Annotated in this window: 10 protein-coding genes; 5 read left to right on the top strand and 5 right to left on the bottom strand. The window is 76.1% G+C overall.

The window, feature by feature from the left end:
* Positions 1-181: 181 nt before the first annotated feature.
* The 4 genes from QSK52_RS26625 to dacB all read right to left on the bottom strand — a co-directional run bounded on the left by QSK52_RS26625 (position 182) and on the right by dacB (position 5,364).
* Entirely contained in the window at positions 182-1,648 is a 1,467-nt protein-coding gene (locus QSK52_RS26625) for a pyridoxal phosphate-dependent decarboxylase family protein (RefSeq protein ID WP_285738692.1), read from the bottom strand.
* On the bottom strand, positions 1,645-3,003 hold the full coding sequence (locus QSK52_RS26620) for an MFS transporter (RefSeq protein ID WP_285738691.1): 1,359 nt from the start codon (positions 3,001-3,003) through the stop codon (positions 1,645-1,647). Before QSK52_RS26620 ends, QSK52_RS26625 begins: the two co-directional genes overlap by 4 nt.
* Positions 3,000-3,617 carry a TetR/AcrR family transcriptional regulator gene (locus tag QSK52_RS26615; protein ID WP_285738690.1) on the bottom strand — a complete coding sequence of 206 codons (618 nt, stop codon included), beginning with the start codon at positions 3,615-3,617 and terminating at the stop codon, positions 3,000-3,002. Before QSK52_RS26615 ends, QSK52_RS26620 begins: the two co-directional genes overlap by 4 nt.
* 133 nt (positions 3,618-3,750) lie before the next feature.
* On the bottom strand, positions 3,751-5,364 hold the full coding sequence (dacB, locus tag QSK52_RS26610) for a D-alanyl-D-alanine carboxypeptidase/D-alanyl-D-alanine endopeptidase (protein WP_285738689.1): 1,614 nt from the start codon (positions 5,362-5,364) through the stop codon (positions 3,751-3,753).
* Positions 5,365-5,577: 213 nt separating this feature from the next.
* Here dacB and QSK52_RS26605 point away from each other — a divergent pair, with 213 nt between their 5' ends.
* From QSK52_RS26605 to QSK52_RS26595, 3 genes are all read left to right on the top strand, one after another.
* Positions 5,578-6,147 (top strand): TetR/AcrR family transcriptional regulator, encoded by a 570-nt coding sequence (locus QSK52_RS26605; protein ID WP_285738688.1) that lies wholly within the window; start codon positions 5,578-5,580, stop codon positions 6,145-6,147.
* 700 nt (positions 6,148-6,847) lie between these two features.
* On the top strand, positions 6,848-8,143 hold the full coding sequence (locus QSK52_RS26600; RefSeq protein WP_285738687.1) for a hypothetical protein: 1,296 nt from the start codon (positions 6,848-6,850) through the stop codon (positions 8,141-8,143).
* Positions 8,144-8,249: 106 nt separating this feature from the next.
* Positions 8,250-10,475 carry a tetratricopeptide repeat protein gene (locus QSK52_RS26595; protein WP_285738686.1) on the top strand — a complete coding sequence of 742 codons (2,226 nt, stop codon included), beginning with the start codon at positions 8,250-8,252 and terminating at the stop codon, positions 10,473-10,475.
* Between the two features lie 56 nt (positions 10,476-10,531).
* Here QSK52_RS26595 and QSK52_RS26590 read toward each other — a convergent pair whose 3' ends face one another.
* On the bottom strand, positions 10,532-12,733 hold the full coding sequence (locus tag QSK52_RS26590) for an MMPL family transporter (protein WP_285738685.1): 2,202 nt from the start codon (positions 12,731-12,733) through the stop codon (positions 10,532-10,534).
* Positions 12,734-12,995: 262 nt separating this feature from the next.
* On the opposite strand from QSK52_RS26590, the gene QSK52_RS26585 reads away from it, so the two are divergent.
* Together QSK52_RS26585 and QSK52_RS26580 are read left to right on the top strand one after the other, a co-directional pair.
* Positions 12,996-14,303 (top strand): sensor histidine kinase, encoded by a 1,308-nt coding sequence (locus QSK52_RS26585; RefSeq protein ID WP_285738684.1) that lies wholly within the window; start codon positions 12,996-12,998, stop codon positions 14,301-14,303.
* Positions 14,300-15,007 carry a response regulator gene (locus tag QSK52_RS26580; RefSeq protein WP_285738683.1) on the top strand — a complete coding sequence of 236 codons (708 nt, stop codon included), beginning with the start codon at positions 14,300-14,302 and terminating at the stop codon, positions 15,005-15,007. The genes QSK52_RS26585 and QSK52_RS26580 overlap by 4 nt, the downstream gene beginning before the upstream one ends.
* Positions 15,008-15,026 lie beyond the last annotated feature (19 nt).

The raw sequence follows: 15,026 nt of genomic DNA, 5'->3' as shown, positions 1-15,026 counted from the left end.
ATCCAGGGGCCCGGGGAACGGCGGGCAGGGGCCCGGGGAACGGCGGGTCCGAGCTGCTGGCGGCCGGAGCCCATCGGAGGTCCGTGCTGCTTCGGGCCGCCTGAACAGAACCCGAAGCCACCGCACGCACCGGCAGTGAACCCGCAGCAGCCCCGGGCCCGCCGTTCCCCGGGCCCCTGGATTACGCCCCCAGGTACGGGCTGTACAGCGCCGACAGGAACCGCGTCGCGAGCTGGTCGCGCAGTCGCGGCGGCAGCGCGTCGAGCAGCCGGTTGACGCCCGCCATGCGGGTGGCGGCCTCGGGGGAGAGGTCGAGCCCGGTGGCCGGGAGCAGGGCGGCGAAGGTCGCGTCGTCCAGGGCGGTGAGGTCGAGCCCGTCGAGCAGGGCGAGGATCTCGGTGGGCGGGGCGACCGGCCCGCGGGCGCGGACCGCGTCGACGCTCTCGCGCAGCGCGCCGAGCAGCGCGTCGACGCCCTCCCCGCTGACGCCGGTGAGCGTGACGTGCAGGCTGGCGGGCAGGCCGTCGACGCTCAGCTGGGGCTGCAGGAAGAAGCCGCGGGCCCGCGACTCGTCGGCCAACTCCCAGAGGTCGAGCGGGTGTTCGCCCTCGGTGCCGATCGCGACCAGCGTCGCGTCGGGGGAGCCGAGCACCCGCAGCCCGTCGATCCGCCCGACGCCCGCGACCAGCCGCCGGGTCGCGGCGAGCGCCGCGCGCCCCAACTCCCGGTAGCCGTCCGCCCCGAGGGCCTGCAGGGTGGCCCAGGCGCCGGCCAGCGGTCCGGCGCCCTTGCTGCTCTGGACGGTGGAGTTGACCACGGGGTAGCCGGGCCACTGGGCGCAGGCGAAGTACGCGGCGAGCCGCATCGGCTGGTCGCGGAAGAGCAGCACGGACGCCCCCTTGGGCGCGTACCCGAACTTGTGCAGGTCGCAGGAGAGCGAGGTGACGCCGGGCACCGACAGGTCGAACGGCGGCACCTCGGCCCCGGCCTCGGCGAGCCAGGGCAGCAGCCAGCCGCCGACGCAGGCGTCCACGTGGCAGGGCAGGCCGCGTTCGGCGGCGGCCGCGGCGATCTCCGCGACCGGGTCGACCACGCCGTGCGCGTACGAGGGCGCCGAGGCGACCACCAGGACCGTCCGTTCGGTGCAGGCCGCGGCCACCGCCTCCGGCACCGCCCGGAAGGTCGCCGGGTCGACCGGCACCGCGACGACCTTCACCTTCAGGTACGTCCCTGCCTTGAAGAACGCGGCGTGCGCCGTCGCGGGCACCACGATCTCGGGTTCGGCGACCTCGGGCCGGGCGTCCCGGGCGGCCTTGACCGCGAGCAGGATCGACTCGGTGCCGCCGCTGGTGAAGATGCCGGGCGTGGCGCCGTCCCCGCCGAGCCGGGCGGCGACCGCGCCGACCACCTGCCGCTCCAGCGCGACGATGCTGGGGAAGGCCGTCGGGTCGAGGCCGTTGACCTCCAGCATGGCCAGGTAGGCGCCCTCCGCGGCGGCCCGCACCTCGGGCCGCCCGGCGTCGTAGGTGTACGCGGTGGTGCGGCCGCCGCGGGTGGGCAGGTCGGCGGCGGTGAGGGCGCGCAGCTCGGCGAGCAGCTCCTCGGCGGGGCGCCCGGCGTCCGGGAGGAAGGTCTGACGGTCCGTCACGATGGTTCTCCAGCGAGCGAGTCGACGACATGGGCGGGGGCGGCGGCCCGGCGGCGCCCGTACGCGCCCAGGGCGGGCAGCGAGGCCAGCATCAGCAGGGCCGGGACGAGGCTGAAGCCGAGCAGGACGCCCGCCCGGGCGGCGGGGGTCTGCGCGACGGGGTGGTCGGTGGTGGAGGAGACGAACCCGGCGGCGGCCAGCGCCAGCGAGAACAGCCCGGGCCCGGCGGCCATCCCGGCCGTCTCGCCCGCCGTCCACAGCCCGGTGAACGCCCCGGACTGCAGCCGCCCGGTGCGGGCCGCGTCCGCGTGCACGGTGTCCGGCAGCAGCGACAGCGGCAGCACCTGCAGCGCCGCGTACGCCACGCCCAGCAGCGCGCACAGCGCCAGCACCGCCCCGACGTGCACCGCCCCCGTCCCGGCGGCGGGCCACAGCGCGGCGGAGGCCGCCGCGAACACCGCGGTCGCCACGCCCAGGCAGCGCAGCCGCCCCCACCGGGCCGCGGCCCGGCCCCACAGCGGCACCGCGACGGCGCTCGGCGCCACCAGGCAGACGAACAGCACCGAGGTCAGCCCGTACCCGCCCAGCCAGTACGCGGCGGTGTACGGGGCGGCGGCCAGCATGATCGCCACCGCGGCCGCCTGCAGCACGAACGCGCCCAGCAGCGCGAAGAACGCCCGGTTGCCGCGCGCGGTGCGCAGCGCCGCCCGCAGCCCGAGCGGCTCCGGCCCGGGCCGGGCGGGCACCCGGCGGGCGCCCAGCGCGGGCACCAGCAGCGTCGCCAGCAGCAGGGCGGCGACCACCAGCGCCATCACCGCGTACCCGCGCCGCCCCTCGCCGGCCAGCGACACCAGCGCGGGGGCGAGGCCGCCCGCGACCAGGATGCCGAGGGTCAGGCAGACGATCCGCCACACCATGATCCGGGTGCGCACCTCGGGCCGGTCCGACATCTCGGCGGGCAGCGCCACGTACGGGACCTGGAACAGCGCGAAGGCGCTGGACGCCAGCACGAAGGTGACCGCGACCCAGGCGGCGGCGCCGGAGCCGGTCAGCGGGGAGAGGAACATCGCGGCGAACGCGACCGGCAGTGCCAGCGCACCGGCCAGCAGGATCCGGCTGCGGCGGCCGGTGCGCAGCGCCTCCCGGTCGCTGGCGGCGCCGACGGTCGGGTTGAACAGCGCGTCCCAGGCCTTGGGCAGCGCCACCACCAGACCCGCGACCCCGGCGGGCACGCCCAGCGCGTCGGTCATGAAGTACAGCAGCAGCAGGCCGGGGACGGTCGAGTGGATGCCCGTCCCGACCGAGCCGATCGCGTACCCGGCCAGCTGCCGCCGGCCTATCCCCCCGCCGCTCACCGCCCGTCCCCGAGCCCCAGCTCGCGCAGCACCAGGCCGTGCAGGTGCTCCCGGAACCGCGGCACCCGGTCGCGGATCATCGACCGGCAGAAGCCGTGCACCGTCCACAGCACCGTCCACACCGCCAACTCGGCGCGCTCCGGCGACACTTCCGGCAGCGCGGCGGCCAGCGCGTCGCGCACCGACTCCAGCAGCGGCCGGGCGTACTGCTCCTCCAACCCGGCGAACTCGGCCGCGTCCGCCAGCCAGCGGCGCATCCACAGCGCCGGGACGTGCGGCTGCTCCAGGCAGAAGTCCAGGTACCGGTCGGCGAACGCGACCGCCGCCCCCGCCGGGTCCGTCCCCGCCCGGGCCGCGAACGCCTCCAACGCCCCTGCCACCGCGGTCCGTTCGGCCTCGTGCGCCCGCCGCATCACCTCCCCGTACAGGTCGGCCTTCCCGCCCACGTGGTACGCCACGGTGGCCACGTTCAGCCCCGCGGCGGCGGCGATCGTCCGGGTGGTCGTCCCGTCGTACCCGTGCTCGGCGAACAGCGCGGTGGCGGCCGCGACGATCCGCTCCCGGCTCAGGTCGGCCTGGCTCGGCGGCGCGCCCGGAGGCGTCGGCTCGGTCATGGCGGGGAGCGTACGCGTGCCGCCTCCGTCAATCAACCGTTTGATTGATGAAGGCTGCGTTACATCCGCAGCGTTCGGAAACGCCGACGGGCCCCGCCGCGCGGCGCGGCGGGGCCCGTCGGGGAGCGGGGCGTCAGCAGTGCGAGACGGCCTCGCAGTCCTCCCAGCGGGTGCCGGTGTAGCCGTCGTCCTGCGCGGGGACGGTCAGCGACCGGGCCTTCTGCTGGGTGGCGGCGGTGCCGGTGGTGGCGGGGCCGGTGGCGAGGCGGACGGCGATCGCGTCCAGGACCGGGCGGGGGCTGGTGCCCGCGTAGTCGTTGATCAGGACGGCGAAGACCAGGCGGCGGCCGTCCGGCGCGGTGGCGTAGCCGACCAGGTTGTCGACGCCGCCCATCGAGCCGCTCTTGGCGTGCACGTTGTTCTCGGCCTTGGTGCCGCGCATCCGGGCGGCCAGCGTGCCGCCGACCAGCCGGGCCGGGTTGCCCGCCACCGGCAGCGCCTCGTACCAGGCGTTGAACCAGGGCTTGTCCTGGGCGAGGTCGAGCAGGCCGGCCATCTTGGCGGGGGTGATCAGGTCGTAGCGGGAGAGGCCGGAGCCGTCGACCTGCCGCCCGGCGGGGGTGGACAGCCCGTTGGCCTTCAGGAAGTTCTGCACCTGGGCGACGCCGGTGGCCCAGTCGCCGCGGCCGCCCTTGACCTTGCCGATCTCCTTGGTCAGGTGCTCGGCCATGCCGTTGTTGCTGAGCTTGAGCATCGGGACGACCAGCTGGGCCAGCGGCTGCGACCGGTGCGACACCAGCGGCTGCGAGGTCTCCGCCCCGCTCGCCGCCTGCACGCCCCGCCCCACGGTCACGCCGTGCCGGGCCAGCGCGCCCGCGAACACCCGGCCCGCGTACGTCGACGGGTCCTCGACCGTCACCCACGAGGTGACCGGCGCGGCCCCCGCCGCGATGCTGCCGGACAGCGCCAGCTCGTTGCTGCCGCGCCGCCGGTCGACGCCCACGGACGACGCGCTGCCCGCCGCGCCGGTGGCGACCTTCCCGGTGAACGCCATCGGCGCCTCCGCCGGGTCCAGGGTGACCTTCGCGGCCTCCCCGGCCGCGCCCGGCGCGACCGTCACCCGCACGGTGTCCATCAGGTACTCGGGGTCGTTGGCGACGGTCAGCCCGGATATCTGCGGGCTGTACGAGTACGGCTCGTCGTCCCAGGCCCAGCCGGGCCCGAGCGGCGTCGTGTCGTACCGGCTGCCGTCGGCCAGCACCCGGCCGGTGACGGTGGTGACCCCGGACGCGGCGACCTGCGCGGCCAGGTCGTCGAGGTCCGCGGCCAGCAGGGTCGGGTCGCCGCCGCCGCGCAGCACCAGGTCGCCGGCCACGGTGCCGCCGTACCGGGTGCCGGTGCTGCGCACCTCGGTGGTGAACCGGTAGTCCGCCCCGAGCAGGTCGAGCGCCGCGGCCGAGGTCACCGTCTTCAGGGTGGACGCCGGGGTGAGCAGCGCCTGCGGCTGCCGGGCGTACAGCACCTGCCCGGTGGCGGCGTCCAGCACCTCGATGCCGGTCTGGGCGTTGGCCAGCCGGGCGTCGGCCAGCAGCGCGTCGAGGTCGGCGGTGAGCGTGGCGTCGGCCGGTGCCGGGTCGTCGGCCTGCGCCGAACCGGCGAGCAGGGAGACGGCCAGGACCGCCGCCGCGAGCGGGAGGCTGCGGCGGTGCAGGGGGCGCAGGCGGGGGCGGGACGTGGGTCCGGGCAAGGGGGCTCCAGGGTGCGGATCGACCGGGGCACGCGTCGTCCACGCCCCCGTTTTGCCATGAACATTACCATTTGACGGGGTATCAGCCGGTCCGGGGCCCCGATCCGCACCCCCTCCCTGTACACGCGCCACCGCGCCGAAAGGTTGTGCCCGCCGGTCCCGATAAACTCGGCACCCGGACGAGGGACCACACGACGGCACGGGACGGACAACATGGCGGCGCACGCAGGGCTGACGGTCGAACGCATCACCCGCGCCGCCGCCGAACTCGCCGACCGGGTCGGCATCGAGAAGGTCACCGTCTCCGCCCTGGCCCGGGAGTTCGGCGTCAAGGACGCCAGCTTCTACTCGCACGTCAAGAACCTGCAGGAGATCCGCACCCGGGTCGCCCTGCTCGCCTCCGACGAGATGAACCAGGTCCTCGCCGTCGCCATCGCCGGCCGCTCCGGCGCCGAGGCGCTCACCGCCTTCGCCGACGCCTACCGCGACTACGCCCTGGCCCACCCCGGCCGCTACGCCGCCACCCAACTCCGCCTGGACCAGGCCGACTTCGTCGACACCGCTGTCCTCGCCCGGAGCATCGAGCTCACCTACGCGGTCATGCGCCACTACCGCCTCGACGAGCCCGCCCTCACCGACGCCGCCCGCCTCCTGCGCAGCACCTTCCACGGCTTCATCACCATCGAGGCCGCGGGCGGCTTCAACCACCCCCGCACCGCCGCCGACTCCTGGCGGCGCATCACCACCGGCCTGCACCACCTCCTCGCCACCTGGCCCGCCTGACGCCTCCCCGCCCGGTCCGGATCGCCCGACGCCTTCCCGTCCGGTCCGGATCGCCCGACGCCTTCCCGTCCGGTCCGCCCGGTCCGGTCCGGCTCGCTCGGCCTCCGGCGGCGATGTCACGAGCGTCACGGCACTCGCACGGATCACTCCTCCTCCATCCTTTCCCAGGCCCTCCGGCGCAATCGCCAGGAATGCGTATTGACGCGCTCGCGACAGGATGGGAATCTTCAATCTCCCGCGTCTCGAAGAATGCACGGGCACCGTGCGCCGAGCGCTTTTGCGGCGATGGTCGACCAATGGTCCCTTCGTCTGCTCTCCACCTTTTCCGAGGGCTGGCTTCGTGCTGCCCTTTTCCGGACGGATTGACATAATCGCAGCTCAGAGACGTTTCTGACGGCATCATTTCACCCCGTTGACACGCCTGTAATACGCAATTCATGATGGGACCGCCGCGAAGGGGGAGGAAAAAATTCTTCCGCCCCGGTGGGGGGATCCGCCGGATTTCCCGTCCGACCCGAAGGAAGGGACACGTCATGAAGAAGATCGTCATCCGCAAGGCCGGCTCCGTCCGTCTGACCAGCGCCGCCCAGACCATGTACGGCTGCAACTGTGCCGCCGTCTGAGGTCTGACCGCCTGGTAGCGGGGCCGGCCGCCGACCCGCGGCCGGCCCCGTCCCCGCTTCCGCCCGGAGGACGACAGATGCACCCCTCGCCCAGTGGCAGCCCGGCCCCCGCGGCCCCGCCCCCCGCCACCCAGGGGCCCGCCGCCCCGGGGCCCACCGCCCCGGACCTGGACCGGCCCGTCGCGCTGCACCCCCTCGTCTACCTGGAGGAGGGCGACGAGGTGACGGTGGGACGGGTCGACACCGACTCGTACGCGGTCCTCCCGCCCGACGGCGCCCGGCTCGTCCGCTGGCTCGCCGAGGGGATGACCCCGCGTCAGGCCGCCGAGGCGTACCGGCGGGAGTACGGCGAGGATGTCGACGTCGCGGACCTGCTCGCCGGACTGGACGAGCTCGGTTTCGTCCGCGCCACCACCACCACCGCCACCACCGCCACCACCGCCACCACCGGAGCCGCCGCCCCGGAGCCCCCGCCGCGACCGGTGCGCTGGCAGCGGCTCGGCCGGGCCGCGTTCAGCCCGCCCGCCTGGGCCTGCTACCTGCTGCTGGTCGGGGCCGCCGCGGTCGCCGCCGTCCGGTCGCCGGACCTCGCGCCCCGCCCGACCAACGTGTTCTTCAGCCCGTACTTCACCGTGGTCGCCCTGGTGCTGTTCGTCGGCCAGTTTCCGCTGATCCTGGTCCACGAGGGCTTCCACGCCCTCGCCGGGCGGCGCCTCGGGCTGCCCACCCGGCTGCGGATCGGCCACCGCCTGATCTTCGTCGTGCTGGAGACCTCGCTGGACGGCCTGGTCGCCGTGCCCAGGCGCCGCCGCTACCTGCCGATCCTCGCCGGGATGCTCGCCGACACCGTGCTGACCGCCGCCCTGACCCTGGTCGCCGCCGCCACCCGGCACCCGGACGGGACGCTCGGCGGCGCCGGGAAGCTCTGCCTCGCCCTCGCCTACGCCACCCTGCTGCGCCTGGCCTGGCAGGCGTTCCTGCACCTGCGCACCGACCTGTACGTGCTGCTCGGCACCGTGCTCGGCTGCCACGACCTGCACGCCACCGCCCAGGGCGTGCTGCGCAACGCGGTGCGCCGCCGCACCGGGCGCCCCCTGCTCGACGAGTCCGGCCGGCACCCGGCCGACCTCCGCGCCGCCCGCTGGTACGCCTGGCTGATGGTGGGTGGTTACGCGTTCTCGCTGGCCGTCTTCGCCGCCGGGGTGCTCCCGGCCGCCACCCGCTTCGTCACCGGCACCCTGGACCGGCTCGGCGGCCGGGCTCCGGCCGGCGAGTTCGTCGACTCAGCGGTCTTCTTCGCCCTGACGGTCCTCCAGCTCGCCGCCGTCGCGCACCTGGCCCTGCGCGAGCGGCGCCGCCGCACGGCCGCCTGACCGGCACGTCCCCGTCCCGCGCGCCGCCGCTCCCGGAGCGCCGCACGCCCGACCGGCACCCCGTACCCCGTACCCCGCCCGCACCCGGACGAAAGGCACCACCGCCATGGCCGACCACCGCCACCACTGGGTGCGGGCACCGCACCGGGCCGCCCGCACCCGGGCCCGCGCCGAACTGCCACTGCCCCCCGCGCCGGCCGCCGCCCCGGCCGCCGTCAGCGCGGACCGGCGCCTGCGCGGCCCGTACACCGCCGTCGGCACGCTGCTGCGCGCCCTGGTGCCGGACGCCCTGGTGCGCTGCCCCGAGGCCGTCCGGCGGCACGACGTGGAGATCCTCACCACCACCCCGGAACTGCGCGGCGTCGTCCCGGCCACCCGCGAGACGCTGACCTCGCTCGCCGTCCCGAAGGAGCGCACCCGCTACTACTCGCGGCTGCGCACCCTGCGGATCGCGCACGGCCTGGTCGAGTTCCTCACCGCGTACGCCCGCACCCTCGGCCCGGGTCCGCACACCCTGGTCGTCGAGGACGTCCACCGCGCCGACCCGACCGACGGCGAGTTCCTCGCCGTCCTGCTGCGCCGGATGGACCCGGCCCTGCTGACCGTCGTGGTCGGCACCGACGACGGCCCGCTGGACGCCGCGAGCAGCCCCGCCGAACCGCTCGCCCCCGCCCTCGCCGCGCACTGCGTCCGCACCGACGCCACCGGAGGGCCCGAAGCCGCCCCCGAGCGCGGCGCCGACCTGGCCGCCCGCTACGTCCGCGAGGACGGCACCACCGACGACCCGGCGGCGGCCCGCGCCCACGCCGAACTCCCCGCCGCGCAGCGCCACGCCCTGCACGACGCCCGGCGCCGTGAACTCGAAGCCCTGGACGAGCCCTCGCTGCGCCTCGGCGCCCTGCTCTGGCACGCCGAACAGGGCAGCGACGCGGCCGGCCTCGGCGCCGACCTGCTGCGGGAGGCCACCAACCTCTGCTGCGACCTGGGCTTCTACGACGCCGTCCTGGACTACGGGACGCGCGGCGCCGCCCTGGTCGACCCCACCACCCACCCCGTCCACTGGTGGACGTTCACCGCCAAGCCGGCCACCGCCCTGGCCGCACTGGAACGCACCGACGGGATCCTCCCGTACTACGAGCAGGCCCGCGCCACCAGCACGGACCCCGACATCCACCTGCAGTGCGCGTACGGCACCGCGATGCTCTACACCCGCTTCCTGACCGGCGAGCACCGTGACTACCGGCTCGCCCGCGGCTGGATCAACACGGCCATCGCCCTCGCGAGCCAGCACCCCGAACCGAAGGAACGGGCCTTCCGCACCGCCTTCAACCGCAACGGCCTCGCCCTGATCGAGGTCCGCGAGGGCCGCCCCGAAGCCGCCCTCGCCCTGCTGGACGCCTGCATCGCCGACCTCGACGCCCTCCTCGACCCCGGCGAACACGCCCTGCACCGCTCCGTCCTGGTCCACAACCGGGCCCAGGTGCACGCCGGGCTCGGACGCCACGAGGACGCCGTCGCCGACTACACCGCCGTGATCGCCGTCGACCCCAACTACGCCGAGTACCACTTCGACCGCGGCGTCGTGCTGCGCCGCACCGGCCGCCTCGACGAGGCGCTCGCCGACTTCGAAGCCGCCGTCCGGCTCTCCCCGCCGTTCCCCGAGGCGTACTACAACCGGGCCGACGTGCGGGCCGAACTCGGCGACCTGAAGGGCGCGGTGGACGACTTCGGGTACGTCGTCGAACTCGACCCGGCGTTCGTCGACGCCCGCCTCAACCGGGCCAGCCTGCTCGCCGAACTCGACGAGTCCGACGCCGCCCGCCAGGACGTCGAAGCCGGCCTCGCCGTCGCCCCCGACCACCCCCAACTGCTCACCCTTCATGCCCAGTTGCTCGCCGCCGAGGGCGAAACCGACCGGGCCGCGGCCGCCTGCTCCGCCGCCCTGGCCGCCGACCCGGAGTTCGCCCCCGCCTGGGCCCTGCGCGGCGAACTCGCCCATGCGTCGGGTGACGTGACCGCCGCAGTGGCCGACCTGGAACGCGCCGCCGCCCTCGACCGGGATCCCGGCATCCACTTCAACCTCGCCGTCGCCTACCACGACGCCGACCGCCACCCCGAGGCCGTCACCCTCCTCGACGCCGTCATCACCGAGACCGCCGACCCCGCCGCCCACCTCCAGCGCGCCAAGTCCCTTCGCCACCTGGCCCGTTCGTCCACCGCCGAGCCCGGCCTCCTCCTCGCCGCCGTCACCGACCTCGTCCTCGCCGCGGGCGCCGAGGACCCCGAACTCGCCGCCGAAGCGGCCGACCTCCTCGCCGAACTGCGCAACTGACCAGCGAACGGCCGGGGCCCGGACCGCACCCCGTGCGGTCCGGGCCCCCGGTTCGCCTACCGGACCGGTTCCCGGGCCGGGACGTCGGCGGTTCCGGCCGACGCCGCGGGCGCCCGCTCCGGACCCGGCCGCAGCGGCCACCAGAGCGAGCGGCCGAGCAGCGCGGCCACCGCCGGAACCACCACCAGCGAGAGCAACAGCGCGGAGAGCAGGATCCCGAGCGTCAGCGCGAAGGCGATCTGCTCGCTGCCGGGCGTGGTGGCCAGGCTGGCGAACGAGCCGCCCAGCACCAGCCCGGCGGTGGCGACGGCGGGCGCGGTGTGCCGCACGGCGCGGGCCACGGCGGCCCGGGCCGGGCCGGGACGGCGCATCTCCTCGCGGATCCGGTCGGTGACCAGGATGTTGTAGTCGGTGCCCAGCGCCACCACGAACAGGAACAGCACCAGCGGCAGGGTGAAGGCCACCCCGGGCCGGTCCAGCAGGTGCTGGAACACCAGGGCGGCGCTGCCGAGGGTGGCGGCGAACCCGAGCCCGACCGAGAGCAGCAGCGCCACCGGGGCGAGCAGGCTGCGCAGGAGCAGCAGCAGGATCAGCGCGATCAGCGCGGCCGCGACCGGGAACACCACCAGCAGGTCGCGGTCGACCGCGTCCGCCACGTCGGCGTACACCGCCGCGGTCCCGCCGACGTGGGCGCCCGCCCCGGCGGGGGAGTGCGCGGCGACGGCGGCCCGCAGCGGGCCGGACACCAGGGCCCGGGCCTGCGTGCTCTGCGGGTCGGCGGTGGGGTAGACGTCGATCCGGACGGCCCGGCCGTCCGGGCTGCCCACCGGATCGCCGACCTGCCCGACGCCCGCCACCTCGCCGAGCGCCCGGGCCAGGCCGGCGAAGGCGGCCGGGTCGACGGCGCCGCCCCCGTCGGCGGTGGCGTACACGGTGACCGGGTCGGACACCCCGACCGGGAGCGAACGGGAGATCTCGGCGGCGGTGGCGGCCGCGGGCGTCCCGGAGGAGCCGCCCAGGCCGTAGTCCATCCGGATGCCGACCAGGCCCGCGGCCAGCACGCCGAGCAGCACGACCGAGGCCAGCAGCGCGGCCGCGGGACGGCGGGCCACCCGCTCGCCGAGCCGGGCGGCGACGCCGGGGCGCGGTTCGCGCCGCAGCGTGCGCGAGGGCCAGAACATGCCGCGCCCGCAGGCGGCCAGCAGCGCGGGCATCAGGGTCAGGCTGCCCAGCAGCATCACCAGCACGGCGACGGCGATCGCCGGACCGAGCGAGCGGAACTGGCCGAAGCCCGCCAGGCCCAGGGTGGCGAACGCGGCGACGATGGTCAGCGCGGCCGAGGTGATCGCGGTGCCGACCCGGCCGGACACCTCGGCGGCGACCGCGCGGGCGGGCGCGTCCGGCCTGGCCCGCAGCACCTCGCGGTACCGGAACAGCAGGAACAGCAGGTAGTCGACGCCGATGCCGAGCAGCACCACCGAGATCAGGCCCGGGGTGGAGGCGTCCAGCCGCAGGCCGGTCAGCTCGGCCAGGCCCGCCACCGCACCGCCCGCCGCGCCGCCGACCAGGGCGACCGCGAGCAGCGGCAGCACGGCGGCCAGGACGCTGCGGAACACCAGCACGTTGAGCAGCACGATCAGCCCGACCACCAGGGCGCTGCCGACGGCGGCCGCCGTCCGGTTCGCGTCGGCGCCGTCCGCGGCCTCGGCCAGGCCGCCGGTGAAGCCGGTGCGCATCCCGGCCGCGGCGAACCGCTCCCGGGCGGAGTCCCGGAACGTCCGGTAGACGTCCTGCACGCCCTCGTCGGCGGCGTTGCCGGCCAGTTCGACGGCCAGCAGCTCGAACCCGCCGTCCGGGGCGACCATCGCGGGCGCCACCTTCGGCGTCTGCGAGCGGTCGGTCACCAGGAAGGACGGCAGGTCGTCCTCGCGGCGCGGCACCACCACCCGCTGCCGGGCCAGCCCGGCGGCCTCGGCGTCGATCCGCCGCCGGTCGGCGTCCGTCAGCGCGGCGCCGTCGGCGCGGGCCACCAGCACCGTGACGGTGGTGGCGTCGGGCCGCAGCCCGAAGTGGTCCTCGGCGATCCGCAGCGCCGCCGCCGAGTCGTAGCGCGCGGGCAGGAAGTCCCCGGTGCTGCTCCCGGTGACCCGGGCGAACAGCACCGGCGACAGCCCGGACAGGGCGATCCCGAGCACCGCCCACACGGCGATCACCTTCCAGGCGTGTCTGGTGGAGAATCCGGTCAGTGCGCGGATCACGGTCGTCCTCCGGCTGCGTGGCTGCTGGTCGGACGGCGGTCGCCGCCCGATGACAGACCATCAGCCCGGGCACCCCCGCGGCGTCGGGGCCGGGAACGATCCGCACCGGGGCCCGCGGGCCCCCACCGCCCCGCGGCTGGGAGCCTGGTCCCAGGGCCGCTCGCCCCGGGAGACGACGTCCGTCCCGCCCGACCGGTGCCAGAATGAGGACATCGGGTCTGGTCAGTGGCGGCGCGGCCCGAAGCGGGACACGGGGGACGGCATGGGACGACCGCAGCAGCAGCCGGGCACCGCGGCGCCGTCGGACGGCGCGCCGTGGAGCCACGCCGACGCCCTGGTGGCCGTGGTGGCGGGCCTGTTCGACGCGCTCGGCAACCTGCTCTTCGGGGGGCTGGACGGCGGACGGGGGCCGGGCCTGCCCGCGTTCCTGTTCGTCCTGCTGGCCGCCCTGCCGCTGCTGTTCCGGCGCAGCCGCCCGGTGCCGGCGCTCGCCGCGGTGCTGGTGCTGAGCGCCGCCGCCGACCTGTGCGGCCCCGGGGCGCCGCACTTCGGGGTGGCCCTGACGGTCGCGCTGTACTCGGTGGCCCGGACGAGCGGCCCCGCCGTGGCCGCCGCGGCCGTGCCGGTCACCGCGCTGGTCACCGTCCTCGCCCAGAGCCACCTCCGGGCGCCGTCCTGGATCGAGGCCCTGTCCGGGCTGTGCTCCGCACTGCTGGTCGCCGCCGCCGGTCTCGCGGTCGCCCGCTGGCAGCGTGAGGTGTCGGCCAACCGGCAGCTGCTCGCCGACCGCGCGGTGGCCGAGGAGCGCCGCCGGATCGCCCGGGAGCTGCACGACATCGTCGCCCACCACATCACCACCATGCAGCTGATGGCCGGCGGCGCCCGCGCCAACCTCGCCGACCCCGAGGTGGTCCGGGACGCCCTGGTCACCCTGGAGTCCTCCGGCCGCCTCGCGCTGCGCGAGATGCGCCAGCTCCTCGACGTCCTGCGGGCGGGCGACGAACCCGACACCGCCCCGCCCGCCCCGCAGCCCGGCACCGCCGACCTGCCCCGCCTGCTGGAGGACTCCCGCCGGGCCGGCCTGCCCGCCGACCTCACCGTGCGCGGCGAGGCCCGCCCGCTGCCGCCCGCCCTCGACCTGACGGTGTTCCGGATCGTCCAGGAGGCCCTGACCAACGCCCGCAAGCACGCCGGCCCGGTCCGCGCCACCGTCCACCTCACCTACCGCCCCGACCTGCTCACCGTCCACGTCCGCAACGACGGCCCCGCCCCCGCCCCGACCCGCCCCCCGGCCGAACGCGGCGGCCACGGCCTGGTCGGCATGCACGAACGCGCCGCCCTCCACGGCGGCACCCTCACCGCCGCCCCCCACCCCGACGGCGGCTTCGCCGTCCACGCCGAACTCCCGCTCCCCGACGGGGAATGCGCCGCCGCGCCCTCCGAACTCCCGCTCCCCGCGGCCGAACCGACCACTCCTCCCTCCGAACCCCCGCTCCTGGTGCTCGAATCCACCACCGCCCTCTCCCGACTCCTCGAATCCGCCCCTCCCTTCGCCAAGGCCCCCCGGTGAACCCGACGACTCCGACGACCCCGACGGCCCCCGTCCGCATCCTGGTCGCCGACGACCAGCCCCTGGTGCGCCGCGGGCTCTGCCTGATCCTCTCGCCCGACCCCGCCTTCACCGTCGTCGGCGAGGCCGAGAACGGCGCCGCCGCCGTCGAGCTCGCCCACCGGCTGCGCCCCGACGTGGTGGTGATGGACATCCGGATGCCCGTCCTCGACGGCGTCGAAGCCACCCGCGAACTCGCCCGCACCCTCCCCGACTGCCGGGTCCTCGCGCTCAGCACCTTCGACCTCGACGAGTACGTGGTCGCCGCGCTCCGGGCCGGCGCCTGCGGCTTCCTCCCCAAGGACGTCTCGCCGGAGGAGCTCGCCGCGGCGATCCGCACCGTCCGCACCGGCGAGGCGGTGGTCGCCCCGCGCCTGCTGACCCGCCTGATCTCCACCTACGTCCGCACCCCGGGCCCGGCCGCCCCGGCCCCGCCGCGACCCGCCGCGGCCGAGCTGACCCCCCGGGAGACCGAGGTCTGGCGCCTGATCGCCACCGGCCTCGACAACGACGCCATCGCGGCGGCCCTCGACCTCAGCCGTTCCACCGTCAAGAACCACATCACCTCGCTCTTCGCCAAGCTCGACGTCCGCGACCGGGCCCAGGCCGTGATCGCCGCCTACGAGTCCGGCCTGGTCACGGCGGGCGGCCCGGGGGAGCGGTGAACCCGACCTCCCTGCCCCG

It is taken from the genome of Kitasatospora phosalacinea, from assembly GCF_030268885.1.
In the GTDB taxonomy this organism is placed as follows: Bacteria; Actinomycetota; Actinomycetes; order Streptomycetales; family Streptomycetaceae; genus Kitasatospora; species Kitasatospora phosalacinea_C.
The sequence above is the reverse complement of the archived record's forward strand: the minus strand, read 5'-3'. Positions and strand labels throughout refer to the sequence as shown.

Excerpts from the sequence above, each read along its gene's own strand:
- QSK52_RS26615 (WP_285738690.1), bottom strand. The coding sequence starts at position 3,617 with ATGACCGAGCCGACGCCTCCGGGCGCGCCGCCGAGCCAGGCCGACCTG.
- QSK52_RS26605 (WP_285738688.1), top strand. The coding sequence starts at position 5,578 with ATGGCGGCGCACGCAGGGCTGACGGTCGAACGCATCACCCGCGCCGCC.
- QSK52_RS26600 (WP_285738687.1), top strand. The coding sequence starts at position 6,848 with ATGCACCCCTCGCCCAGTGGCAGCCCGGCCCCCGCGGCCCCGCCCCCC.
- QSK52_RS26595 (WP_285738686.1), top strand. The coding sequence starts at position 8,250 with ATGGCCGACCACCGCCACCACTGGGTGCGGGCACCGCACCGGGCCGCC.
- QSK52_RS26585 (WP_285738684.1), top strand. The coding sequence starts at position 12,996 with ATGGGACGACCGCAGCAGCAGCCGGGCACCGCGGCGCCGTCGGACGGC.